This window comes from Kosakonia sp. CFBP8986 (genome assembly GCF_034044935.1).
GTDB lineage: Bacteria > Pseudomonadota > Gammaproteobacteria > Enterobacterales > Enterobacteriaceae > Kosakonia > Kosakonia cowanii.
Genome location: NZ_JAXCXB010000005.1, coordinates 332,794 through 356,686, shown reverse-complemented (window position 1 = coordinate 356,686; position 23,893 = coordinate 332,794). Strand labels below are relative to the sequence as shown.

Below are 23,893 nucleotides of genomic sequence, written 5' to 3'. Positions count from 1 at the left end.
GAAAAACGGACAAACCATCAACTAAAACCGATGGAAGGGAAAACTATGCGTATTGGTGTACCTAAAGAGAGGTTGGCCAATGAAACCCGCGTGGCCGCGACGCCGAAAACGGTCGAGCAGCTACTAAAACTGGGTTTCACCGTCGCGATTGAGAGCGGCGCGGGCAAGCTGGCAAGTTTTGACGACGAGGCGTTTGCCCAGGCGGGCGCGACCATTGTCGATAGCGATAATGTCTGGCATTCAGATGTGATCCTGAAAGTGAACGCGCCGCTGGAGGAGGAGATTGCACTGCTCAATCCGGGCACAACGCTGGTGAGCTTTATCTGGCCTGCGCAAAACCCGGCGCTGATTGAGACGCTGGCGGCACGCAACGTCACGGTGATGGCGATGGACTCCGTTCCGCGCATCTCGCGCGCCCAGTCGCTGGATGCGCTGAGCTCGATGGCGAATATCGCTGGTTATCGCGCCATTGTCGAAGCCGCTCACGAGTTTGGCCGCTTCTTTACGGGGCAGATCACCGCCGCCGGTAAAGTGCCACCAGCCAAAGTGATGGTGATTGGCGCAGGCGTTGCCGGCCTTGCCGCCATCGGTGCGGCCAACAGCCTTGGCGCGATTGTCCGCGCCTTCGATACCCGCCCGGAAGTGAAGGAGCAGGTGCAAAGTATGGGCGCCGAGTTCCTCGAGCTTGATTTTGAAGAGGAAGCGGGCAGCGGCGACGGCTATGCGAAGGTGATGTCGGAAGCCTTTATCAAAGCGGAGATGGAGCTCTTTGCCGCGCAAGCGAAAGAGGTCGACATCATCGTCACCACGGCACTCATTCCGGGCAAACCGGCGCCGAAACTGATCACCCGCGAGATGGTTGACTCCATGCAGCCGGGCAGCGTGATTGTCGATCTGGCGGCGCAAAACGGCGGTAACTGCGAATATACCGTGCCGAACCAGGTCACCACTACCGCCAACGGCGTCAAAGTGATTGGCTACACCGATCTCCCGGGCCGCCTGCCGACTCAGTCGTCACAACTCTATGGCACCAACCTGGTTAACCTGCTGAAACTGCTCTGCGTTGAGAAAGATGGCAACGTAGTGGTTAACTTCGACGACGTGGTGGTGCGCGGCGTAACGGTGGTGCGTGAAGGTGAAGTGACCTGGCCGGCACCGCCGATTCAGGTCTCTGCCCAGCCGCAGGCCGCACCGAAAGCGGCCCCCGCTGCGCCGAAAGAGGAGCCGACACCGGCTTCACCGTGGCGTAAATATGCGCTGATGGCGCTGGCGATTGTGCTGTTTGGCTGGCTTGCCGATGTCGCACCGAAAGAGTTCCTCGGTCACTTCACCGTGTTTGCGCTCTCCTGTGTGGTGGGCTTCTACGTCGTGTGGAACGTCTCCCATGCGCTGCATACGCCGCTGATGTCGGTCACCAATGCCATCTCCGGCATTATTGTCGTCGGGGCGCTGCTACAGATGGGGCACGGCGGCTGGGTCAGCTTCTTCAGCTTTATCGCGGTGCTGATTGCCAGTATCAATATTTTTGGTGGTTTCACCGTCACTCAGCGCATGCTGAAAATGTTCCGGAAGAACTAAGGGGTAACAAATGTCTGGTGGATTAGTTACAGCTGCATACATTGTTGCCGCGATCCTGTTTATTTTCAGCCTGGCGGGGCTTTCAAAGCATGAGACCTCCCAGCAGGGTAACAACTTCGGTATCGCCGGGATGGCGATCGCGCTGGTGGCGACCATCTTTGGTCCGGATGCTGGCAACGTCGCGTGGATCCTGCTGGCGATGATCATCGGTGGCGCAATCGGTATGCGTCTGGCGAAGCGCGTCGAAATGACCGAAATGCCGGAGCTTGTCGCAGTGCTGCATAGCTTTGTTGGCCTGGCGGCGGTGCTGGTGGGCTTCAACAGCTATCTCGACCACAACCCGGGTATGGATCCGGTGCTGGTCAATATTCATCTCACCGAAGTATTTATCGGTATCTTTATCGGTGCCGTCACCTTCACCGGGTCGATTGTGGCATTTGGTAAGCTGCGTGGGAAAATCTCCTCGAAGCCGCTGATGCTGCCGAATCGTCACAAGATGAACCTCGCCGCGCTGGTGGTTTCCTTTGTGCTGCTGCTGGTGTTTGTACGTACCGAAAGCGTTGGCCTGCAGGTGCTGGCGCTGCTGCTGATGACCATCATTGCGCTGGTATTTGGCTGGCATCTGGTGGCGTCGATTGGCGGCGCGGATATGCCGGTCGTGGTCTCGATGCTTAACTCCTACTCCGGTTGGGCGGCGGCGGCGGCGGGCTTTATGCTCAGCAACGACCTGCTGATCGTCACCGGTGCGCTGGTTGGTTCGTCCGGGGCAATCCTCTCCTACATTATGTGTAAGGCGATGAACCGCTCCTTTATCAGCGTGATTGCCGGTGGGTTTGGCACCGACGGCTCTTCCAGCGGTAGCGAAGAGGAAGCGGGCGAGCACCGCGAAATCAACGCTGAAGAGACGGCGGAACTGCTGAAAAACTCCCACTCGGTGATCATCACTCCGGGCTATGGGATGGCGGTAGCGCAGGCGCAGTATCCGGTAGCGGAAATTACTGAAAAACTGCGCGCCCGCGGCGTGAAAGTGCGTTTCGGTATTCACCCGGTTGCCGGGCGCTTGCCGGGCCATATGAACGTGCTGCTGGCGGAAGCGAAAGTGCCGTATGACATCGTGCTGGAGATGGATGAGATCAACGATGATTTCGCCGATACCGACACGGTGCTGGTGATTGGCGCGAACGACACCGTTAACCCGGCGGCGCAGGACGATCCGCGCAGCCCCATCGCCGGTATGCCGGTGCTGGAAGTGTGGAAGGCGCAGAACGTGATTGTCTTTAAACGTTCAATGAACACCGGTTACGCCGGCGTGCAGAACCCGCTCTTCTTCAAAGAGAATACGCAGATGCTGTTTGGCGATGCCAAAGCCAGCGTCGATGCCATTCTCAAAGCGCTGTAAGGTTTACTGCTTAACGATACCGCTCTTCGGAGCGGTATTTTTTTGCCCGCAGTAAGGCTGGTCAGAGCGTCTATACTTCTTGCTTGATCTTTTTTATAAGGAGGAAGGATGACGTTTTTGTCACGTTTTGACTTTATATCCATCTTGATGATGCCCTCATTCTGGATTGGTCTTGGTACGGTGGTGATTGTGACGCTGGTGGTTTACTGGCTCTTCACCCACTTACTGAAAACGGTGCTGAAAGGCGCGCGTAGCTGGAGTGAAAAGCAGGGCGGCGTCGGCACATTGCAGCATGTGGTGGTGGATATGCTCAGCCGCACCAGCAGATTCCTGCTCTTTGTCGCGGCATTACTCTTCAGCCTGCGCTTCGTCGACCTTCCCGACCACCTCTTTAAAACCCTCGGGCACGCCTGGTTTTTAGTGCTGGCGATCCAGATTGCGCTCTGGCTTGATCAGGGCGTGGTGTCGTGGATGCGCCACCTGATGTACTCCCCCAATACCAGCAAAAACCCGGTCACCATGGTGATTGCCGGTCTGCTGCTGCGCATGATGCTCTGGACGATGATGCTGCTGTCGATCCTGGCGAATGTCGGCGTCAATATTACCGCGCTGGTGGCCAGCCTCGGGGTGGGCGGTATCGCCATTGCGCTGGCGGTGCAAACCATTCTGAGCGATGTTTTTGCCTCGCTCTCCATCGGCTTCGATAAACCCTTCGAGATCGGCGACTTTGTGGTGTTCGGCGACGTTGCCGGTACCATTGAGCATATTGGTCTCAAAACCACCCGTATTCGCAGCCTGAGCGGGGAGCAGATTGTCTGCGGTAACGCCATTCTGTTGCAGCAAACGCTGCATAACTACAAGCGTATGCAGACGCGCCGTATCGTCTTTACGTTTGGCCTGGCGCTCACCACGCCGCCGGATAAGCTGCGCAAAGTGGGCGAGATGGTAAAAACCATCATTACCGACGTGGGCAATACGCGTTTCGATCGCGCCCACTTTCTCGGCTTTGGTACCGATCGGCTGAACTTTGAAGTGGTGCACATTGTTAATTCGGCGGATTACAACACCTACATGGATATTCAGCAGGAGATCAATATCCGCATCATGGAGCAGCTGGCGGCAGAAGGGATTGAGCTAGCGATACCGTGCGTGGTGGTGAAAGGGGGGCTGGCAGTTGAAACTCCCTCCTCAGAGCCGCAGAGTGAACAACCGGCAGTATAAAAAAACCCGCCTTGCGGCGGGTTGTTTGCTTAGTCGTCTTCGTCGTCATCCAGTGCCACGGGCGACTGGTAATCATCCGGTTTGATAACCAGCAAATCGCAGCGCAGGTGATCGATCACCTGCTCTGCGGTGTTGCCGAGAAACGCGGCGGAGATACCGGTGCGGCCAATGGTGCCAAGCACCACAATGCCAGCCTGCAGATGTTCCGCCAGGTCCGGGATCACCTCTTCCGGCAACCCTTTCTCGACATGGGTCATTTTCTCATCGATACCAAACTTTTGCCGCAGCGCTTTCATCGCCAGCAGATGCTGGCCGCGAATGGCGTCGTTATAGACGCTCGGATCAAACTCCGGCAGTTCAATCGCAATATTGATGGGGGTGACAGGATAGGCACCGACGAGGTGCACTTCAGTATGGTTGACCTGCTCAGCCAGATGCTGGGTCTCTTTCACCAGCTTCTCATTCAGCGCGTTGTGATAGATCTCTTCGCTGGCAAGGTTAACGGCAACCACAGCGCGACCGCCTTCCGGCCACGGCTGATCTTTTACCATCCACACCGGGCAGGGGCATTTACGCAGCAGATGCCAGTCGGTCGGGGTGAAAATCACTGATTCCAGTTTGTCGTGCTGGTGGGTCATCTTCAGCAGCAGATCGTGGCCGCCGGAGAGCACTTCCTGAATAATCGCTTCGAAAGGACGGTTATGCCACACCACTTTGATGTCGATTGGCACACCTGCGTCGATATAGTATTTCGCCTGTTCGCGGATCCATGCGGTGCGCTGGCTGATAACGCCCTGGCGCATCGCTGTTCGCTCATCGGGGGACAGAAGGGTGGTCATCTCGTATGAGAAGTCGTAAATCGGCAAAAATGCTTTGATCCGACCGCCAATCCGTTGATGCAAATACACGGCACGTCGTAATGCGGGTTGATCGTCCTGATTAGGATCGATGGCGACCAACATATTCTGATACTTAGCCATACAGGGTCTCCTTACATCTGTCACCACTCTCTGACAGTAAAAGATAACCCATATAAGCTGAATGAAACAGCGGAAACCTTTTGCCGGATCAATAAATCAGAAAAATGTAACGACCCGGCAAAAAGGCTAAAGGTGGGGGTGAAACTCAGGCAACGTTACGGGCGTGGCCCGCCAGCTCGGAGAGCAGATCGCCATTTTCGATGGTGATATATTTCCCCTTCACCGCCAGCATGCCACTCTTCTGGAAACGACCCAGCAGACGGCTGATGGTCTCAACGGTCAGGCCCAGGTAGTTGCCGATGTCGCCACGGGTCATGGTCAGACGGAATTCACGCGGCGAGAAACCACGCTGCGCAAAACGACGGGAGAGGTTGTAGATAAACGCCGCCAGGCGCTCTTCCGCGTTTTTCTTCGACAGCAGCAGGATCATATCCTGATCGCCTTTGATCTCGCCGCTCATCAGACGCATCATCTGCTGGCGCAGGCTCGGCATCTTACCGGAGAGATCGTCCAGCGTTTCGAACGGGATCTCACACACCATTGAGGTCTCCAGCGCCTGAGCGAAGCTCGGGTGATGGCCGGTACCGATGGCGTCAAAGCCCACCAGATCGCCCGCCAGATGGAAACCGGTGATCTGCTCATCGCCCTGTTCGGTGATGGTATAACTTTTGATAGTGCCAGAACGGATAGCGTAGAGCGATTTCAGCTCATCGCCTGCTTTAAACAGGGTCTGACCTTTCTGGATGGGCTTTTTACGCTCAATGATATTGTCGAGCTGATCCAGCTCATGCTCATTAAGAGTAAAGGGGATGCAAAGCTGGCTGATACTGCAATCCTGACAATGGATAGCACAACCGCCAGACTGAATGCGTCGAATAATTCGCTTTTCCGGGATCATAGGTCTGCTCTACGCCGTAATTGATATTGGTCAATTTTAACATCTTTTTATGGCGCACGTAAGCCTGGCAAAACGTCAATTCACCATAAATGAAACAGTGGAACGAAACGGTAAAGACTTACTTTGTCTCATGTTATTGAATTTCCACCAATTCACTAAGGCTTTAGCGAGGGAAGTGCATGAAATGCATACTAAACAGACCTGTTTTCTCACAATAGTAAGTAACGTTCATGGCGCAGCAGCCACTCTTTACGGGCCACGCCGCCCGCATAGCCGGTTAGCATGCCATTACTGCCGATCACGCGGTGGCAGGGGACAACAATACTGATCGGATTGGCACCGTTCGCTGCACCCACGGCACGCGCCGCGCCCGCGCGCCCAAGAATTGTCGCCAGTTGACCATAATGCATCACCTGACCACAGGGAATGGTGCGCAGCATCTGCCACACTTCGCGTTGAAAAGGGGTACCGCCCGTCGCGGTCGGCAGGGTATCAATCACCGCCAGATCGCCGTCGAAATAGTCCTGCAGTTTTTGGCTCAACCCGCCAGGATTCTGCGAAGCCACGCGCTGATACCCTTCACGGCGATAGTGAATATTAAGCAGTTCAACCATCCGGGCATCATGTTCTTCCCACTCGACGGCGCGCAGCTGAAACTGCTCATCGCAGATGATCCACAGCGGGCCAAGCGGGGTGGAGATTTTATCTTCAAGCAGGGTGAGCATCGGGCGTCCTTATCACTAAATAGCGGCGATAATTTAGCAAACAAAAAAGCGCCTCACCATACCCTGAAAGGGTGGTAGCTTGAGTCTTCAATAAGGGAATAACACGTAAGAGTTAATTGGCGGATAAAATATAAGGTTACTAACGTTTATTAATTAAAAAAATAGAGCCTGCCGACATCCGTCAGGCTCCAGAGTACACACAAACTGAGCATCCAATCTTTATTTTTTGCACGCGATCCTTGCGCCTTCTTTATATTTATAGCGGCCATAATAATTATTGCCAGTTTTAATCAGTGATTAATTTCACGATTATTTAACAAAGGTTCAGGGTATAAAGAAACGCCTCGTTATACCCTTTTTATAACACCTTGAGCCTACGCATAATTTGCCCGCCGCATTGAGAAGCGCTCCTGCGCCAGCTATAGTACTTCAGCAGATGTTGCTGGAGGACTGCCCCATGAACCCGGATGAAAAATCGCTGTTTCTTGACGCCATGGAGGATGTCCAACCCCTGAAGCGCAGTGCTGATGTGCACTGGCACCCGAGCCATAAATCCCGACCATTGCAGCGCATTGACACCCTGCAACTCGATAATTTTTTGACCACTGGCTTTCTTGACCCGGTAGCGCTTGATACGCCGCTGGAGTTTCGCCGCGAAGGGCTACAAGTCGGCGTGCTCGATAAGCTGCGGCTGGGCAAATATACCCAGCAGGCAAGCCTGAACCTGCTGCGCCAGCCCGTCGAACAGTGCCGGCAGATGCTGTTTAGCTTTATGCATCAGAGCCGTAAGGATGGGCTACGCAATGTGCTGATCATTCACGGAAAAGGGCGCGATGAGACCTCGCACGCCAATATCATCCGCAGCTACCTGGCGCGCTGGCTGCCAGAGTTTGAGGATGTGCAGGCGTTCTGCCCGGCGTTGCCGCACCACGGCGGCAGCGGCGCATGCTATGTCGCCCTGCGCAAATCCGAGCAGGCAAAGCAGGAGAACTGGGAGCGGCACGCCAAGCGCAGCCGCTAGCCGACAAGCGGAACATCCGCTAAGCGTGTGGTCCAGGCGGGGGAGAGCAGGGAGCGCTTCATCTTCCAGCCTGGCGTGATGCCCTGGCCGGCAAACCATAATTTATTTCCCTTCTTATTAAGCATGTCTAAAACATTCATTAGTGATTCGCTATTTTCACGCGGAGTAAATTCATCGAATAAATTAAGTTGCGCGACGCCTTTACTAAAAAAATCCCCCAGCATAACGCCCGCTTTTTGATATCTCGGCCCTTGCTTCCAGATAATATCCAGGCTACGCGTTGCCGCTGCAATAATATCGCGGGTGTCATGGGTTGGCGTCAGTAAACGAATGCCTGCACTGTTGCTGTAATAAGGTTCGTCATCATCGTGCGGGCTACTCTTTATAAAAGCCCCGACATAACGGCAATATTGACGATCCGCGCGCAGCTTTTCAGCGGCCCGCGCCGCCCAGGTGCAGATGCCTTCGCGCACCGATGCGTAGTCGCTGACCCGCTCGCCAAAGGAGCGGGAGCTGATGATCTCATGCTTCGCCGGTGTGAACTCGGCAAATCCAAGACAGGGCTCGCCGCGCAGTTCACGTACCGTTCGCTCCAGCACCACGCTGAAGTTTTTACGGATAAGCCATAAATCGCTCTGCGCCAGCTTGAGCACGGTATCAATACCCATCGCCTCCAGCCGCTTGCTCAGACGGCGACCAATCCCCCACACTTCGCCTACCGGCAGGGCGGCCATCAGCTTTAGCTGCTGCGACTGGCGCGACAGATCGACCACGCCGCCCGACGCATCCGGCCACTTTTTCGCGGCGTTATTCGCCAGCTTGGCCAGCGTTTTCGTCGGCGCAATGCCGACGCCGACGGTAAGCATGGTGCGCTGATAAATCGCATTACGCAGGGTACGCCCAAACTCGCGCAGCTGTGGAATGCCGGTTAAATCCACAAACGCTTCATCGATGCTGTAGATATCTACCGCCGGGCAGAGCTCTTCCAGCAGCGTCATCACCCGATGGCTCATATCGCCATACAGTGCGTAGTTACTGCTGAATACCGCCACATTGTGACGCTCCATTAGCGCCTTCTGCTTGAAGTAGGGGTCAGCCATCGTAATGCCGAGCGCTTTGGCTTCAGCCGAGCGGGAGATGACGCAGCCATCGTTATTGGATAACACCACCACCGGCTTACCGGTTAAATCGGGCCGGAAGACGGTCTCGCAGCTGGTATAGAACGAGTTCACATCAACGAGCGCGTACATGATGGCGGGGCGGCAAAGTGATCACGGTCGTTACGACGCCAACAATATGCGCGCCTTCCTCTTCTTCGATCCTGATCGCCGGGTAAGCGGGGTTATCCGCCACCAGCTGCGGATAAGGCCGCAGCCGCAGCCGCTTTACCATAAAACCGCTTAACAGGCGGGCGACAACAATATCGCCATCGCCCGGTTGCAGGCTGGTATCGACCAGTAACAGCGAACCCGGCAGGATCGCCGCCTCGCACATGGCGTCACTGGAAGCCCGCATTACATAGGTGGCCGACGGGTGGGCGATCAGGCTGCTCACCAGGTCGATCGCATCTTCAATGTAGTCCGCAGCCGGACTCGGAAAAGCGCTGGTAGTCATAATGGGTGTCGATCTTTTATTATTACTGTATATAAATACAGTATCGTTGTTCGCACGAAAGGATCAACCCCCTGGAGGCAGGATCGTTGAAAGATCCTGATGATATTGGCAATTTTTTGCACAATCATTTTCAGCGTTTGCGCGGCGGGCTGCATGTTTCTCCGGTTAATGCTTTTGCAATCAAAGGGTAAGACACTACACTTAGTGAGAATCTTTCCATTGGACGGTCCGCATGACAACGCTCAAGAGCAACAACTTCTTTTTTACCATTTTGTTATTACTGGTCAGCGTGGCGTTTTTCACCCTGATCCAGCCTTACTACTCCGCCATTATCTGGGCGGTGATCCTGGCATTGATCTTCTATCCGCTGCGCACAAAGCTCACCGTGCTCCTGCGCGGGCGGAACGGTATCGCCTCGCTGATTACCGTGCTGCTGATCTGCATCCTCGTCTTTATCCCGATGATGATCGTGCTCTCGTCGCTGGCGGTAGAGATCAACGCGCTCTATCAGCGTCTGCAAACTAACGCGACGGATCTGCCGCAGCTGTTAAGTAACGGCATTGCGCACCTGCCGGAGTGGGCAAAACATGCGCTGCGCGAAAATAATTTCGATTCGGTGGACGCGATCCGCGAAAAACTCTCGGGTGTTGCGCTCAGCGTCGGGCGTTATCTGGCGGGCAGCGCGGTGATTATCGGTAAAGGGACGCTGGGGCTAACCATCAGCTTCTCGCTGATGGTCTATCTGCTCTTTTTCCTGCTGAAAGATGGCGCCGCGCTGGTGAAGAAAATCTACGAGGTGATGCCGCTGTCGGCCAAAATCAAACGCCGTCTGTTCCTGAAATTTGCCGGTGTGGCGCGCGCGACGGTAAAAGGGACGCTGGTTGTAGCGATTGCGCAGGGTGCGCTGGGCGGGATTGGTTTCTGGTTTGCTGGCCTGAGCGGCAGCCTGCTGTGGGGTGCGCTGATGGCGTTCCTGTCGCTGATCCCGGCGGTCGGTACCGCGCTTATCTGGATCCCGGCTGTGATCTTCCTCTACTCCACGGGCGAGCTGCTCACCGCCACGCTGCTGACCCTCTACTTTGTGATTGTAGTCGGGCTGGCAGACAACCTGCTGCGTCCGCTGCTGGTGGGGAAAGATACCCGTATGCCGGACTACCTGATCCTGCTGACCACCCTTGGCGGTCTGCAATTCTTTGGCATCAATGGCTTCGTGCTTGGGCCACTTATTGCAGGGCTGTTTATCTCCTCCTGGAACTTGCTGGCAGAAGCGCGTGCCAATGCGCTTAATACGCCGCCGGAATAAAACGTAACAGGCTGCCGGAAATAAACCGGCAGCCGTTCGTTTAGCCTGCGTTTAATTAATTCGACGAGCGGTAAAGAATTGCAAATACTTTGAGTAAAATCTTAGCTTGTGCTAAATATAAGGCATGTACAACAACTGAGGACAATTTTTAACCGCCACGAAGAGAAGCAACGCGCGGTAAATTGTAAAAATATGGACATTCGGTTCAGTAGTCTTACCCCCTGTTTTTCACTTCCCGTCTCCTTCTGCTGCCCGCCTGCGGGCGAACAATACTGGCGCACTGCGCTGTAGTCCTCTCCTGCCCGATCCGGCGCCCTGTGCGCAACTGTTTATTTTTTTACGGTTTTCCGCTATGCGGTAAATCGCAAGGATCTCTATTCTCAAGCAGGAGAAAAAATATGATTTACTGGATTTTATTAGCGTTGGCGATTGTCTCGGAAATAACCGGCACGCTATCTATGAAATGGGCAAGTATTAACGACAGCCACAGCGGTTTTATTTTAATGCTGGTGATGATCGCCTGTTCCTATATTTTCCTGGCGTTTGCGGTGAAAAAAATCGCCCTCGGCGTGGCCTACGCCTTATGGGAAGGTGTCGGTATTGCCATTATTACGCTGTTTAGCGTGCTGCTGTTTGATGAACCCCTCTCACCGTTGAAAGCGGCGGGTCTGGTGGCGCTGGCGCTCGGTATTGTGCTGATCAAGTCCGGCACGCGTAAGGCCCCACGTCAGGAGCAGGGTCATGTTACTGCTTGAGTGGGTACACGCGTTATGGCTGGCGATGGCCATCATTCTGGAAATTGTTGCCAACATCTTTTTAAAACTTTCTGACGGCTTTCGTCGCAAACTCTATGGTTGCGGATCGTTAGTGGCAGTGCTGGCGGCGTTCAGTGCGCTGTCGCAGGCGGTAAAGGGGATCGATCTCTCTGTCGCCTACGCCCTGTGGGGCGGGTTTGGTATCGTGGCGACGCTCGCCGCCGGCTGGATCCTCTTCGGCCAGCGCCTCAATGGCAAAGGCTGGATCGGCCTGGCGCTGCTGCTTATTGGGATGATGCTGATAAAACTTGCCTGATGTGATATTGCCCGCGTTTGCGGGCAACGAAATTTGTGGGCTGTATTACGCTTAGAGGACAATAACAAACGTTACGGGACACCAGTAAGGGTCGTCGATGCTCAATCCGCTAAGCTGGCGCAATATCCCCACAGCAAGAACGCTTTTTGTGATGATTTTTCTGGCGGGAGCTGGGCTCATCATCTCCGTCGTTGCGCTCCTCTATCTCTCACTGCACCTGATTAGCAGTAAAGCGAATGAAATCGATGAGCACCGCGCGGCGCTCGCCGTGCAGGGGGCGATTCAGACTTCGGTCAACAGGATGCGATCTCTCGGCCTCGATAACGCGGTGTGGGATGAAGCGGTGCGCGTCGTCTACCGCACGCCGATGGATACCGGCTGGCTCTACAACACCTGGGGCGCGGGCTTTAAAGTCGATAATCTCTATGACGGCACTTTTGTGCTGGATGAGCACTTTGCGGTGGTGTGGGGGGCGTTTCGCAGCTTGCCTTTTAATGAGCGCAATCTCGCCTTTTTTGGTGACGGGCTGGCGGCGCTCATCCGCAACCATGCCGCGGCGCTGCAGCAGGGCAAAGATATTTTTGCCGGCATCACCCGCACGCGTCGGGGGGTAGCGTTTGTCAGCATTGGCCTGATCCGCCCGGTGTCGGGCCGGCTTGATAAGCAGGGCAGCGCGCGGCGTTACTTAGTGATGACCCGTCATCTTGATGATGAGCTGCTCAGCGAACTGGGCAGCACCTTTCAGATCCAGAACCTGCGCCTGACATCGCAAAACGCGCCGGCAAGCAGCATGCCGTTGCACGGCTCCGCCGACGAATTCCTCGGTTATATGAGCTGGGAGCCGCACTTTCCGGGCGCGGAAGCGGCAGACGCGGCGGCAGACGATATCCGCCAGATCGCGATGCTCGCCTCGGGTCTTATCCTGCTGTTTATCGTGCTCAGCAGCGCCGGGCTTTATAAGCTGGCAAAAGGGGAGAAGCTGGCGCGCAGCATTGCGTTAACCGACTGGCTCAGCCGTCTGCCCAACCGACGCGCGCTGATTGAGCAGTTAGATCAGTGGAGCGAGTGGGGCAACAGCGATCTGATAAGCGTGGTGTTTATCGATCTTGATGGCTTTAAAGATGTGAACGATATCTATGGTCATGACGTGGGTGACCGGCTGATCGTCACCATTGCGCAGACATTGCAGGAAAAAGTGCCAACTGACGGCATGCTGGCGCGCATGGGTGGGGATGAGTTTGCCATGACCCTGAGCGGGCCGTGGTCGGTTGAAAAAGCCGCCGACTTTGCGCAAATGGTGCTCGACTACTTCTGCGCGCCGGTGCGCATTGGCAAACGTTCACTGCATATCAGCGCCAGCATCGGCATCGCCAGCGGAACGCTGGTGGAGTGCTCAAGCTCCGAGCTGTTCCGCCGGGCTGATATCGCCATGTACCATTCGAAAATGTGCGGCAAAGCGCGGATGACGCACTATGACGCCGCACTAAACAGCGCCCGCGAGCGCCAGCTGATGATTGAAAACGATATTCGTGACGGGCTGGAGCGCGAAGAGTTTGACGTCTGGTATCAGCCGATTATCGATGCCCGCAGCGGCAAGATGAGCGGCGTTGAAGCGCTGGCGCGCTGGCCGCGTCGCCCGGATGGCGAGCTGAAACCGGACGAGTTTATCCCGATTGCTGAAACCAGCGGCCTGATTTACGCGCTGGGGCAGTTTGTCCTGCGTCGTGCCTGCCGCGATCTCTACCCGCACACCGGGCTCAAACTGTCGGTCAATATCTCTCCCGCGCAGTTTCGCGACCCGGAGTTTGAAGACAAAGTCGCTCAGGTGCTGGAGACCTGTCGCTTTCCGGCGCAGCGCCTGCAACTGGAGGTGACGGAAACGTACGTGCTGGAGAACCCGGAGCGCGCGCAGGCGGCGATTGCCAACTTAAAAGCGCTGGGCACGGCGGTCGCACTCGATGATTTCGGCACCGGTTACTCCAGCATCGGCTACCTGCGGCGCTTTAATTTCGACACCATCAAAATTGATAAATCCCTCGCCGGATTAGTGGATAACGATGAGCAGGCCTCAGCATTAGTAAGCGGCACAATCCGCATTGCCAGCGCACTGGGGATGCAGGTCGTAGCGGAAGGGGTGGAAAACGAAACGCAAATGGCGCTGCTGCGTGATGCGGGCTGCGATCAGTTGCAGGGCTTCTACTTTAGCGCGCCGATGCCGCTGGAGAGGCTGTTACAACACCATCTCCAGCGGCAGGAGTGAGTTACTGCACCGTATCGCTGGCCAGCGCGTCCAGCTTGTCACGAAAACCGGTCACCGCAATCGCCCGGTTATCGGCGCGCCAGCGATCTTTTGCCGCCGGGGCTGAGCTTTGCACGGCGATCAGCTGCCAGCCCTCATCGGTTTTTAACATCAGCGGTGAACCGCTATCGCCCGGTAGCGTATCGCACTGATGCGACAGCACGCTGCTCTGCGCCCAGCCCGTCACAATACAATCCTGGTGGCTGAAGAGATTATCCAGATGATCTTGCGGATAACCTGCCTGCGTCACTTTGCGGTTGGCGGCTTTCAGCGCGGCAGTAAGCGCATCTTTATCGCCGCTAAACAGCGGTAGCGGCGTAATGCCGGAGGGCGGATAGCGCAAAACGATCAGCCCAAAATCCCATGAGGCGGCCGAGGAGGGGACAATCCACCCTTCGCCGTCGGCCTTCAGGCGTCGACCTAACGAGGCATCAACGCGCCCTTCAATACCGTGGATCTCATAGCGCCAGACCCCTTTTTGCGACACAAAGCGCAGCGCTATCGCTTTATCAATTTTGCCGCGCGGCGGCGTCAGCAGACAGTGCCCGGCGGTTAAGGCGAGATGCGGGGAGATAAGCGTGGCGGTGCAGAGATTGCCGCTGGCGGTCTCGAGCTGACCTATCGCATCCCACGGTGCGGTGGTCGGTGACGCGACGCGGACACGATCGTCATGCCCAAAAAAAAGGGTTTTTATATCCCTGGCGCTAACCGCGTCCTCATCGCCATCATCAGCATGTCCAACAGCGGAAAACAAAAGCAGCGGTCCCAGCAACAGCACAACGGTTCTTCGCATAGTACTCTCAGGTGGGGAAATTATGATTATTAAGGTCGAGCCATGAGTAATAAATATAGACGGGACGCATAGAAAGCGGGAGTAAAATCAGCGTGCTACATCAATAAAGATAGAAACGGAGGGCGATAAGCGCGCAGAGAATTAACATCATCAGGATAACTTCAAAACGATAACGTCGCAGCATGCTCAGGCCTCCAGAGAAAAACGGCGCTTCACCCGAAGGGCTCAGCGCCGCGTTTTAGCACGGCGCTCGCGGGGAGCGCCGGTTACAGACACGTGGCTTATGCAGCCGGCTGTGCAGCCGGTTTAGCAGCAGTGTGTTTTACGTGTTTGTGGTGTTTTTTAGCAGCCTGGGCTTTCTGCTCTACAGCCGGTTTAGCAGCGGCTTTTTTGTGGTGCTTTTTAGCAGCCTGGGCTTTCTGCTCAGCAGCCGGTTTAGCGGCGGCTTTCTTGTGCTGTTTTTTAGCAGCCTGAGCTTTCTGCTCAGCGGCTTTTTTGTGTTTCTTGTGGTGAACTTTCTTCGCCGGAGCTGCTTTGGTGTCAGCAGCAGCCGGAGCAGCGGTAGTGGTGGTCGGCGCAGCAGCCGGAGCCTGAGAGGTGGCAGCGGTGTCAGCAGCGAAAGCAGCAGAAGACAGACCCATTGCAGCGGCAACAACCAGAGCTAATACTTTTTTCATTTTGATATCCTCGAATTGGTTTCTTCATTCAACCCCACTGCGGGGCCGTTGAAAGAACTATATCCCTGTTATCGAAGCGTTTCCGTGAGTGATTGGTATCGGCGTGTAACGGAATGTACAGCGGGGGAAAACGCGCCGGAAAGCGGCTCCGGCGCGGGAGGATTAGAGGTAACGGCGGGTAAGGTGCTGGCGGAAATAATCCGCATTCAGCGGCTCGCCGGTGGCGTTGGCAATCAGCTGGGCAGTGCTAAAGCGGCTGCCATGCTGCCAGATGTTCTGGCGCAGCCACTCAAACAGCGCGCTGAAATCACCGGCGGCGATGGCTTCTTCAAGGCCCGGCAGCGCGCGACGCGCGGCGTGGAACAGCTGTGCGGCGTACATTGCGCCCAGCGTGTACGAGGGGAAGTAACCAAAGCCACCGTCGGTCCAGTGGATATCCTGCATACAGCCGTTGCGGTAGTTGCCTTCGGTCGATAGCCCAAGCCAGGAGTGCATCTTCTCATTCCATAGGGCTGGAATATCGTCGACCTCGATCTCACCGTCGATCAACGCCCGCTCGATCTCATAGCGCAGAATAACGTGTGCCGGATAACTCACCTCATCGGCGTCAACGCGAATATAGCCCGGCTTCACGCGCTGGTTCCAGGCGATAAAGTTGTGCTCTTCAAAGGCTGGCTGCATACCGAACCGCTCAATAATCGCGGGCTGCAGGCGACGCAGGAAAGCTTCGCTGCGCCCGAGCTGCATCTCAAAGAAGAGGCTCTGTGATTCATGGATCGCCGTGGAGCGTGCCAGCGCAATCGGCTGACCCGGCCAGCTGCGCGGCAGGTTCTGCTCATAGCGGGCATGACCGGTTTCATGCACCACGCCGAACAGAGCACTCAGCAACTCATTTTCATCGTAACGGGTGGTGATGCGCACATCTTCCGGCACGCCGCCGCAGAAGGGGTGGGCGCTGACATCAAGGCGTCCGCCGTTAAAGTCGAAACCGAGCGTCTTCATCGCCTGCAAACCCAGCTCACGCTGATCGGCAATCGGGAACGGCCCTTGCGGGGCGATAAGCGTCTGCTGCGCCTGTTTCTCTACCGCCTGTTTCAGCAGATCCGGCAGCCAGCTTTTGACCTCGCCAAACAGCTCATCAAGGCGGGCGCTGGTCATATCCGGCTCGAACTTATCCAGCAGGGCATCATAGGGCGAGCAGCCTTTTGCCGCCGCGCGCAGCTTCGCCTCTTCGCGGGTGAGTTTCACCACCTCTTTCAGATTGGCGGAGAAGCCCGCCCAGTCATTGGCCGGGCGCTGGGTACGCCAGGCGTGTTCACATTTACTGCCCGCCAGCGACAGGGCTTCCACTAGCGCTTCCGGCAGCAGAGCTGCTTCATCGTAGTGGCGCTGCATTTCACGCAGGTTAGCCTGTTCAACGTCGTTGAGATCTTCCTGACCGGCGCTGGAGAGCCACTGGCCGACCTGCGGATTGGTTAAAATCTGGTGGCGCAGCACGCTCAGCTCGGCCAGCGCTTCACCGCGCGCGGCGCTGCCGCCCGGCGGCATCATGGCGAACATATCCCAGCCGGCGACAGCGGCAAGATGTGAGAAACGTGACAGGCGAAGGAAGGTACGGGTGAGTTGTTGATAGTTCTGCTTATCCATAATGCCTCTGATTTTTTTGCATTTTATTAACCCGAACGCCCAAAAATAGTAGTTCTGCGGCTAATGTTAAAATCTGTACCATAATAGAGAACTCATTCATTTAACCAATAAACGCATAACACAGCAAAAAACCATGAATCCTTTCATTTGGGTGATCTGCAGTTTAATGGCGCTTGACGCTGTGCGGGAGTTGATGGGCGCAAGCTCTGTCTTCGCGCTTTTCTAGCCCTTTTCCGCACTACATCGCAATAAAAAAGCCCCGCTTGCGCAGGGCCTGCCTTCCTTATACCTACTCGCGCAGAGGTGCGTGCAGCATCTTGCCTGTATAAAAAATAGCCACTACCTTTTAAGAAGGCTTCATTTTACTTCGGGCTATTCATCTATCCATGAAATCACCTGCGTGTTGTAGAGGAGCTGCATATGTACAAAATTCTGCATAAGGCACTCAACACCTTTACCAATCTCTATTCAGAGAGTGAACAGCCTGAAGAGGAAGTGCAGGCGAATAAAGCGGTGAGAAGTGCCAGAGAACTGGTGTATGGCATTTTTACTTTTGAAGATATCACCAAGGAGGGCCGCAGGCTGTCCATCCAGGGGCACGGCGGCATCATAAAAAATAAAGGCTATATAGCCGATGCCAAAGGCAATTTTTATGATGGAAAAGCGCTGAAGCGGTTACTTATCACTTCAGGGGTTGATATCAGACGCTTCAAGAAAGTGCGTCTCATCTGTTGCCGCTCGGCTGATAGTGGCGCACCTTTGGCACAGCAGGTTGCCAATGAGTTCAACCTTCCTACCAAAGGCTACACCGGCTCGGCATGGGGCAATGTCCGAAACTCCATGCTTCGCGCGTGGATTGATGACTACGATCAATTCACTGAAGCACAGGCAAAAAGATTTACCGGTGAAGGCAACTATATGCATAAAGGCGTGAGCTGGCGTGTTGAGGGGGGGAGGAAAAAATTAATCGAGAATATGCCGGTGAAATTTAAACCGCAGATTGCCGATATTATTGAAGATAACCCCGGCGCCATCCTCAATTCCGGTTTAGACGCTCGCTAATAAAAAGCCCCGCTTGCGCAGGGCCTGCCTTCCTTATAAGCGCTAGCGCAGACGCGCGTGCAGCCTTATGCCGACCAGCAGGGCCAGCACCAGCATCGCCGCGATAAACCCGCCGACACCGTTCCAGCCATAGCTGTGCCAGAAGACGCCGCCTAAGGTTCCTGCCACGCTGGAGCCAAGATAGTAGCTGAAGAGATAGAGCGACGAGGCCTGGCCTCTGGCGCGCTTAGCGCGGGGGCCAATCCAGCTGCTGGCAACGGAGTGTGCGGCAAAAAAACCGCTGGTAAAGAGCAGCATGCCGATAAAGATCGCCCACAGCGACGAGAAGAGCGTCAGCAGTAAACCGAGCAGCATGATTGAGGTAAAGGCAATCATCACCGGGCCGCGGCCATATTTGCTGGTCATCGCGCCCGCTTTTGGCGAACTCCAGGTGCCGGTCAGATAGGCCACCGACAGCAGGCCAACCACCGCCTGGCTCAGCATCCATGGGGATTGCATCAGGCGATAGCCAATATAGTTAAACAGCGTGACAAACGACCCCATCAGCAAAAAGCCTTCGAGAAAGAGCAGCGGCAGGCCGCGATCGCGCCAGTGCAGACGGAAGTTAATCAGCAGCGTTTTTGGCCGCAGAGAGGAGGGGCGAAAGTGGCGCGAGGGGGGCAAAATCTTCCAGAACATCAGCGCCGAGGCCAGCGCAAAGCAGCCAATCACCGCCACCGCTACCCGCCAGTTAAAGAAGTCGGTAAAAACACCGCTCAGCAAGCGGCCGCTCATGCCGCCGATGGAATTACCGCTGATATAAAGCCCCATCGAGAAGGCGACAAAACTGGGGTGGATCTCTTCACTCAGGTAGGTCATGCCGACTGCCGCCACGCCGCTTAGGGATAGCCCCACCAGCGCGCGCATCACCAGAATGCCGTGCCAGCTGGTCATCATCGTTGAGAGCAGCGTACAGCACGACGCCAGAAGCAGCGCGGTAACCATCACATTTTTGCGCCCAATCGCATCCGATAACGGCCCGGTAAACAGCAGGCCAATCGCCAGCATGGCGGTAGAAATAGAGAGGGAGATACTGCTGCTGGCGGGCGAAACACCGAACTCATGGGAGAGCACCGGCAAGATGGGCTGAACGCAGTAGAGCAGGGCGAAGGTCGCCAGCCCGGCGGAAAAGAGCGCCAGCGTGACGCGCATAAATTGGGGAGTGCCACGTTTAATAAACTGCCCCGGCAGGGCGGCGGGTTTTTCGTTAACGATGTGTGTCGGTTCGCTATCAACCGTTGTTGTACGACTCACTTGAGATCCTTACCTTTTTGGCCCGTCATTACGGGGACGGGCTTACCACGGCGTAAGGGTATGAAAGTGGCAATATTCTGTCTAATATATTAATTATCTCAAATAAGTCGTTATACATATCAATGAATATCGAACTGCGCCATCTGCGCTACTTTATCGCCGTTGCGGAAGAGCTCCATTTTGGTCATGCCGCCGCACGGCTGAACATCTCGCAGCCGCCCCTGAGCCAGCAAATTCAGATCCTCGAACAGCAGGTCGGCGCGCGGTTGCTGGCCCGCACAAATCGTAGCGTCTCATTGACCCCGGCCGGACGCCAGTTTCTGGCCGACAGCCGGCAGATCTTAAACCAGGTGGATGAAGCCGCCGCCCGTGCGCTGCGTTTGCACCAGGGCGAAACAGGCGAGTTACGCATTGGCTTTACCTCCTCCGCGCCCTTTATTAAAGCGGTCTCAGATACCCTCTCTTCCTTTCGCCAGCGCTACCCGGATGTGCATATCCAGACGCGAGAGATCAACACCCGCGAACAGATAGCTCCACTTAATGAGGGAACGCTGGATCTCGGTTTAATGCGCAACACCCCGTTGCCGGAGACGCTGGCGTGGGAGGTGATCCTGCGCGAGCCGCTGCTGGCGATGGTTCCGCGTAACCACCCACTGGCAACACGCACGGCCGTCTCGCTGCATGAGCTGGCGCAGGAGCCGTTTGTCTTTTTCGATCCCCATGTCGGCACCGGCCTGTATGACGATATCCTCAGCCTGATGCGACGCTACCAGTTGACGCCGCGCATCGCGCAGGAGGTGGGCGAGGCGATGACCATTATTGGCCTGGTGGCCGCAGGGCTTGGCGTGTCGATTTTGCCCGCCTCGTTTCACCGCGTTCAGCTCAGTGAGATGCGCTGGATACCGATTGTTGAAGAGGATGCCGTCTCGGAGATGTGGCTGGTGTGGTCAAAACACCAGGAGCAGGGGGCGGCCGCGGCGCGTTTCAAACAGCAGCTCCTTGACGCGGCAAACGGCTGAATTTCGCCCATAATGGCAGGCAAAATGTGCGTTAAATCACAAGCATGGGTAAATATTTGACGACAGCCGTTAAGTGTTTCACCATAGCCGAATGTTTATTTCGAAGCGCGAAAATAAGGGAGTATGAGGTGGTCGCTGATAGCCAGCCGGGGCATATTGATCAAATAAAGCAGACCAATGCGGGCGCAGTCTATCGCCTCATCGACCAGCTTGGCCCGGTCTCGCGTATCGACCTCTCCCGGTTAGCGCAGCTGGCTCCCGCTAGCATCACCAAAATCGTGCGCGAAATGCTCGAAGCCCACCTGGTGCAGGAGACGGAGATCCAGGAGCCGGGCAGCCGCGGGCGTCCGGCGGTCGGGCTGGTGGTCGAAACCGAAGCATGGCACTACCTCTCATTACGCATCAGCCGCGGCGAAATTTTTCTCTCCCTGCGCGATTTAAGCAGCAAGCTGGTGGTCGAGGATCGTCTCGATCTTCCCTTAACTGCTGCCGAACCCTTGCTCAGCCGCATCATTACCCAAATCGATCAATTTTTTATCCGCCATCAGCACAAGCTTGAGCGGCTGACGGCGATCGCTATCACGCTGCCGGGCATTATTGATACGGAAAATGGCGTTATCCACCGCATGCCTTTCTATGAGGATGTGAAGGAGATGCCGCTCGGCGAAGCGCTGGAGGCCCATACCGGCGTGCCGGTCTATGTGCAGCATGACATCAGTGCCTGGACGATGGCGGAAGCGCTGTTTGGCGCCTCGCGCGGCGCGCGGGATGTGATTCAGGTGGTGATCGATCATAACGTCGGTGCCGGGGTGATCACCGATGGACGCCTGCTCCATGCGGGCAGCAGCAGCCTGGTGGAGATTGGACATACGCAAGTCGATCCCTACGGCAAGCGCTGCTACTGCGGCAACCACGGCTGCCTGGAAACAATTGCCAGCGTCGAGAGCGTGCTGGAGCTGGCGCAGCTGCGCATGAGCCAGTCGATGAGTTCGATGCTGCACCAGCAGCCGCTGACGGTAGAGTGGCTCTGCCAGGCGGCGCAGCAGGGCGATCTGCTGGCAAAAGATATCATCAGCGGCGTCGGGGCGAATGTCGGGCGCATCCTGGCCATCATGGTCAATTTGTTCAATCCGCAAAAAATATTGATTGGCTCGCCGCTAAGCCTGGCGGCAGATGTGCTGTTTCCTACCATCGCCGACTGCATTCGCCAGCAGGCGCTACCCGCGTACAGCCAACATATCTCCGTTGAGAGTACGCAGTTCACTAACCAGGGCACCATGGCGGGCGCCGCGCTGGTAAAAGATGCGATGTATAACGGATCGCTGCTGATTCGTTTGTTACAGGGGTAACATTTTTACCCAGTCGCGATAAAAATTGCGCTATCTCAAATTGAGCCTCCACCACTTCCCGTAGACTTTCTGCTCTGAATTATATTTCCGGTTTATATTTTCGTTGCTTAACGGTGGGGTTACTTATGCTTAAGCGTTTCTTTGTAACGGGTACAGACACTTCTGTCGGGAAGACAGTGGCGTCCCGCGCGCTGCTCCAGGCGCTGGCTGCCAGCGGCAAAACGGTGGCAGGTTATAAGCCTGTTGCAAAAGGAAGTCAGGCAACGCCGGAAGGGCTGCGTAATAAAGACGCGCTGGTGCTGCAAAGTGTCTCCTCCCTCGAACTGCCTTACAGCGCCGTCAACCCGATTGCGCTGAGTGAAGAGGAGAGCAGCGTGGCGCATAGCTGTCCCATCAACTACACCTTGCTGTCGAACGGGCTGGCCGATTTGTGTAAGCAGGTCGATCACGTCGTTGTCGAAGGCACCGGCGGCTGGCGCAGCCTGATGAACGATCTGCGTCCGCTTTCCGAGTGGGTGGTGCAGGAGCAGATGGCGGTGGTGATGGTGGTGGGGATTCAGGAAGGGTGCCTCAACCATGCGTTGCTCACCGCGCAGGCGATCGCCAGCGATGGCCTGCCGCTGATCGGCTGGGTGGCAAACCGCATCAACCCGGGCCTTGCACACTATGCAGAGATCATTAATGTGCTGAGCAAAAAACTGCCCGCGCCGCTGGTGGGCGAGCTGCCTTACCTGCCGCGGCCTGAACAGCGCGATCTCGCCCACTATATCAATCTGCAAATGGCCACCGGCATGCTGGTCGCCGATCGCGTGCTGGCCTGAGCCTATTTTTGAACGTTCGCCGGACAGGGCTAATGGCTGTCCGGCCTGTGCTCATTTCCCCATGAAACTTCTGAAAGCCCTCTTCACGAACTAAGGCCATAGCTACGCTTAACGGAAAATCGTTTCCGGAGATGACGTTTATGTATGCCTATGCAAAAGAGAAAACCAAGCCTCAATATCCTGAACAAACTGCCGCGCTTTCAGAAGAGGAAATCCTCGAACAACTCCGGTTTAATAATTTCCCTAGGGATGATCCCAAAACCATCCTCGATAAAATAAAGCAACTTAATCCCAAATTAAAACAGCCCCACCTGCTGGTCGCAAAATATTACTCAGGTGCCGCTGCAAACAGCAAGGGTAGCGCCAGCGCTACATCATCCAAAAGTGCAGCACCAACAGCGTCTGCGGGACGCAAATTCCACCGCGACATTGTGGATGGCGCGCTCTATTTATACGCCACCAATGACGGTTCTCTGTTTATAAACTCGCTTATCAGAAAGGCAAAAGGGCAGGATATTGACATTCCTGATTCGTCGAAGCTGGCGCGGGTGGCCAAAAAACAGTTTGAAGTCGGCACAAATCCTCCGGCTTTTGCGCCCGGGATAGATATGAAGCTCGTAATCAAAACGTTAAGCCACAAAAGCAACGCCGTGGCCATCATGAACCAGGCCGTAGAGGAGGCGAAGTTTACCGGGATGGATAACTATTACAGAGGGACAAAACACCGACCCGTTCTGAATGCCATCTCACCGGGTATGTTAGTCAGCACCAATTTTCTTATGTCGGTTACCCAGGATAAGAAAATGGCAAAAAGATTTGCCTCGGGTAAATATAACTCACTCGCAGATTTGGATGAGGTAGGTGTGATATACGATATTGTGGGCAATCCAAAGAACTTTAAATATGGTGATTTGGTTGAAAAAGAGAGTCTTTTCCCCGTCGGAACGAAGTTCAAATATATCGGGCATACCGGTACCACCTATCGCTTTGTTGAGCAATCGGCGGCGCAAGTGAAAAATTATAGTGGTGATATTTACAGGTTGTACAGATAACGCTGTTGGCGGTTGATCAGCGGAGCGGTCGGGTAAATCAAAGCGCCGGGAGAGAAACGGATGTATGCCTA

General features: G+C 55.5%; 24 protein-coding genes. 14 read left to right on the top strand and 10 right to left on the bottom strand.

Annotated elements, in window-relative coordinates; translation table 11 throughout:
- The first annotated feature begins 45 nt into the window (after positions 1-45).
- The 3 genes from pntA to SOM48_RS13905 all read left to right on the top strand — a co-directional run bounded on the left by pntA (position 46) and on the right by SOM48_RS13905 (position 4,198).
- Positions 46-1,578: a Re/Si-specific NAD(P)(+) transhydrogenase subunit alpha gene (gene pntA / locus SOM48_RS13915; protein WP_139567848.1), complete on the top strand. Its 1,533-nt coding sequence runs from the start codon at positions 46-48 to the stop codon at positions 1,576-1,578.
- A 10-nt stretch (positions 1,579-1,588) separates the two neighbouring features.
- Positions 1,589-2,977 carry a Re/Si-specific NAD(P)(+) transhydrogenase subunit beta gene (gene pntB / locus SOM48_RS13910; RefSeq protein WP_054803873.1) on the top strand — a complete coding sequence of 463 codons (1,389 nt, stop codon included), beginning with the start codon at positions 1,589-1,591 and terminating at the stop codon, positions 2,975-2,977.
- A 108-nt stretch (positions 2,978-3,085) separates the two neighbouring features.
- Positions 3,086-4,198, top strand: a complete 1,113-nt coding sequence (locus SOM48_RS13905) for a mechanosensitive ion channel family protein (protein ID WP_320512173.1) — start codon at positions 3,086-3,088, stop codon at positions 4,196-4,198.
- A 29-nt stretch (positions 4,199-4,227) separates the two neighbouring features.
- Here the strand turns inward: SOM48_RS13905 and uspE are convergent, their stop codons facing one another.
- From uspE to ogt, 3 genes are all read right to left on the bottom strand, one after another.
- On the bottom strand, positions 4,228-5,178 hold the full coding sequence (uspE, locus tag SOM48_RS13900) for a universal stress protein UspE (protein ID WP_076769784.1): 951 nt from the start codon (positions 5,176-5,178) through the stop codon (positions 4,228-4,230).
- Between the two features lie 145 nt (positions 5,179-5,323).
- Positions 5,324-6,076: a fumarate/nitrate reduction transcriptional regulator Fnr gene (fnr, locus tag SOM48_RS13895; RefSeq protein ID WP_023481718.1), complete on the bottom strand. Its 753-nt coding sequence runs from the start codon at positions 6,074-6,076 to the stop codon at positions 5,324-5,326.
- Between the two features lie 209 nt (positions 6,077-6,285).
- Positions 6,286-6,801 (bottom strand): methylated-DNA--[protein]-cysteine S-methyltransferase, encoded by a 516-nt coding sequence (gene ogt, locus SOM48_RS13890; RefSeq protein WP_094419979.1) that lies wholly within the window; start codon positions 6,799-6,801, stop codon positions 6,286-6,288.
- 457 nt (positions 6,802-7,258) lie between these two features.
- Here ogt and smrA point away from each other — a divergent pair, with 457 nt between their 5' ends.
- Complete coding sequence (gene smrA / locus SOM48_RS13885) at positions 7,259-7,822, top strand: DNA endonuclease SmrA (protein ID WP_076769786.1); 564 nt, start codon at positions 7,259-7,261, stop codon at positions 7,820-7,822.
- Here the strand turns inward: smrA and umuC are convergent.
- Both umuC and umuD read right to left on the bottom strand, forming a co-directional pair.
- Positions 7,819-9,072 (bottom strand): translesion error-prone DNA polymerase V subunit UmuC, encoded by a 1,254-nt coding sequence (gene umuC / locus SOM48_RS13880; protein WP_320512172.1) that lies wholly within the window; start codon positions 9,070-9,072, stop codon positions 7,819-7,821. The genes smrA and umuC overlap by 4 nt on opposite strands.
- Positions 9,056-9,436: a translesion error-prone DNA polymerase V autoproteolytic subunit gene (gene umuD, locus SOM48_RS13875; protein ID WP_054803874.1), complete on the bottom strand. Its 381-nt coding sequence runs from the start codon at positions 9,434-9,436 to the stop codon at positions 9,056-9,058. Before umuD ends, umuC begins: the two co-directional genes overlap by 17 nt.
- A 232-nt stretch (positions 9,437-9,668) precedes the next feature.
- Between umuD and SOM48_RS13870 the strand changes: the two genes are divergently transcribed.
- The 4 genes from SOM48_RS13870 to SOM48_RS13855 all read left to right on the top strand — a co-directional run bounded on the left by SOM48_RS13870 (position 9,669) and on the right by SOM48_RS13855 (position 14,070).
- Complete coding sequence (locus tag SOM48_RS13870) at positions 9,669-10,739, top strand: AI-2E family transporter (RefSeq protein WP_313162154.1); 1,071 nt, start codon at positions 9,669-9,671, stop codon at positions 10,737-10,739.
- A 398-nt stretch (positions 10,740-11,137) separates the two neighbouring features.
- On the top strand, positions 11,138-11,494 hold the full coding sequence (gene mdtJ, locus SOM48_RS13865) for a multidrug/spermidine efflux SMR transporter subunit MdtJ (protein WP_054803876.1): 357 nt from the start codon (positions 11,138-11,140) through the stop codon (positions 11,492-11,494).
- The gene (gene mdtI, locus SOM48_RS13860) at positions 11,481-11,810 is read left to right on the top strand and encodes a multidrug/spermidine efflux SMR transporter subunit MdtI (protein ID WP_054803877.1); all 330 of its coding nucleotides are present in this window, start codon (positions 11,481-11,483) and stop codon (positions 11,808-11,810) included. The genes mdtJ and mdtI overlap by 14 nt, the downstream gene beginning before the upstream one ends.
- A 97-nt stretch (positions 11,811-11,907) precedes the next feature.
- Positions 11,908-14,070 (top strand): putative bifunctional diguanylate cyclase/phosphodiesterase, encoded by a 2,163-nt coding sequence (locus SOM48_RS13855; RefSeq protein ID WP_076769789.1) that lies wholly within the window; start codon positions 11,908-11,910, stop codon positions 14,068-14,070.
- A 1-nt stretch (position 14,071) separates the two neighbouring features.
- Here SOM48_RS13855 and SOM48_RS13850 read toward each other — a convergent pair whose 3' ends face one another.
- The 4 genes from SOM48_RS13850 to SOM48_RS13840 form a co-directional block, all read right to left on the bottom strand.
- Positions 14,072-14,902 (bottom strand): trypsin-like serine peptidase, encoded by an 831-nt coding sequence (locus SOM48_RS13850; RefSeq protein WP_076769790.1) that lies wholly within the window; start codon positions 14,900-14,902, stop codon positions 14,072-14,074.
- Between the two features lie 100 nt (positions 14,903-15,002).
- Positions 15,003-15,086, bottom strand: a complete 84-nt coding sequence (gene ydgU, locus SOM48_RS22790) for a small membrane protein YdgU (RefSeq protein ID WP_094193176.1) — start codon at positions 15,084-15,086, stop codon at positions 15,003-15,005.
- 97 nt (positions 15,087-15,183) lie between these two features.
- Positions 15,184-15,579 carry an acid resistance repetitive basic protein Asr gene (gene asr / locus SOM48_RS13845; protein WP_034814024.1) on the bottom strand — a complete coding sequence of 132 codons (396 nt, stop codon included), beginning with the start codon at positions 15,577-15,579 and terminating at the stop codon, positions 15,184-15,186.
- A gap of 162 nt (positions 15,580-15,741) precedes the next feature.
- Positions 15,742-17,226 carry a carboxypeptidase M32 gene (locus SOM48_RS13840; RefSeq protein ID WP_076769791.1) on the bottom strand — a complete coding sequence of 495 codons (1,485 nt, stop codon included), beginning with the start codon at positions 17,224-17,226 and terminating at the stop codon, positions 15,742-15,744.
- Between the two features lie 133 nt (positions 17,227-17,359).
- On the opposite strand from SOM48_RS13840, the gene SOM48_RS22690 reads away from it, so the two are divergent.
- Together SOM48_RS22690 and SOM48_RS13835 are read left to right on the top strand one after the other, a co-directional pair.
- Entirely contained in the window at positions 17,360-17,452 is a 93-nt protein-coding gene (locus tag SOM48_RS22690) for a KPN_01571 family protein (RefSeq protein WP_208864599.1), read from the top strand.
- A 194-nt stretch (positions 17,453-17,646) separates the two neighbouring features.
- The gene (locus tag SOM48_RS13835) at positions 17,647-18,288 is read left to right on the top strand and encodes a hypothetical protein (RefSeq protein WP_263752326.1); all 642 of its coding nucleotides are present in this window, start codon (positions 17,647-17,649) and stop codon (positions 18,286-18,288) included.
- A gap of 42 nt (positions 18,289-18,330) precedes the next feature.
- Here SOM48_RS13835 and SOM48_RS13830 read toward each other — a convergent pair whose 3' ends face one another.
- Positions 18,331-19,581 carry an MFS transporter gene (locus SOM48_RS13830; RefSeq protein ID WP_242389800.1) on the bottom strand — a complete coding sequence of 417 codons (1,251 nt, stop codon included), beginning with the start codon at positions 19,579-19,581 and terminating at the stop codon, positions 18,331-18,333.
- 122 nt (positions 19,582-19,703) lie between these two features.
- Here SOM48_RS13830 and SOM48_RS13825 point away from each other — a divergent pair, with 122 nt between their 5' ends.
- From SOM48_RS13825 to SOM48_RS13810, 4 genes are all read left to right on the top strand, one after another.
- Positions 19,704-20,600, top strand: coding sequence for a LysR family transcriptional regulator (locus SOM48_RS13825; RefSeq protein WP_128483032.1), 897 nt, complete (start codon positions 19,704-19,706; stop codon positions 20,598-20,600).
- A 128-nt stretch (positions 20,601-20,728) separates the two neighbouring features.
- Positions 20,729-21,949, top strand: coding sequence for a sugar metabolism global transcriptional regulator Mlc (gene mlc / locus SOM48_RS13820; RefSeq protein ID WP_054803880.1), 1,221 nt, complete (start codon positions 20,729-20,731; stop codon positions 21,947-21,949).
- 125 nt (positions 21,950-22,074) lie between these two features.
- A complete protein-coding gene (bioD, locus tag SOM48_RS13815) occupies positions 22,075-22,770 on the top strand; it encodes a dethiobiotin synthase (RefSeq protein WP_139567860.1) in 696 nt (231 codons plus the stop codon).
- Positions 22,771-22,910: 140 nt separating this feature from the next.
- Positions 22,911-23,822, top strand: coding sequence for a hypothetical protein (locus SOM48_RS13810; protein WP_289742530.1), 912 nt, complete (start codon positions 22,911-22,913; stop codon positions 23,820-23,822).
- Positions 23,823-23,893: the final 71 nt, after the last annotated feature.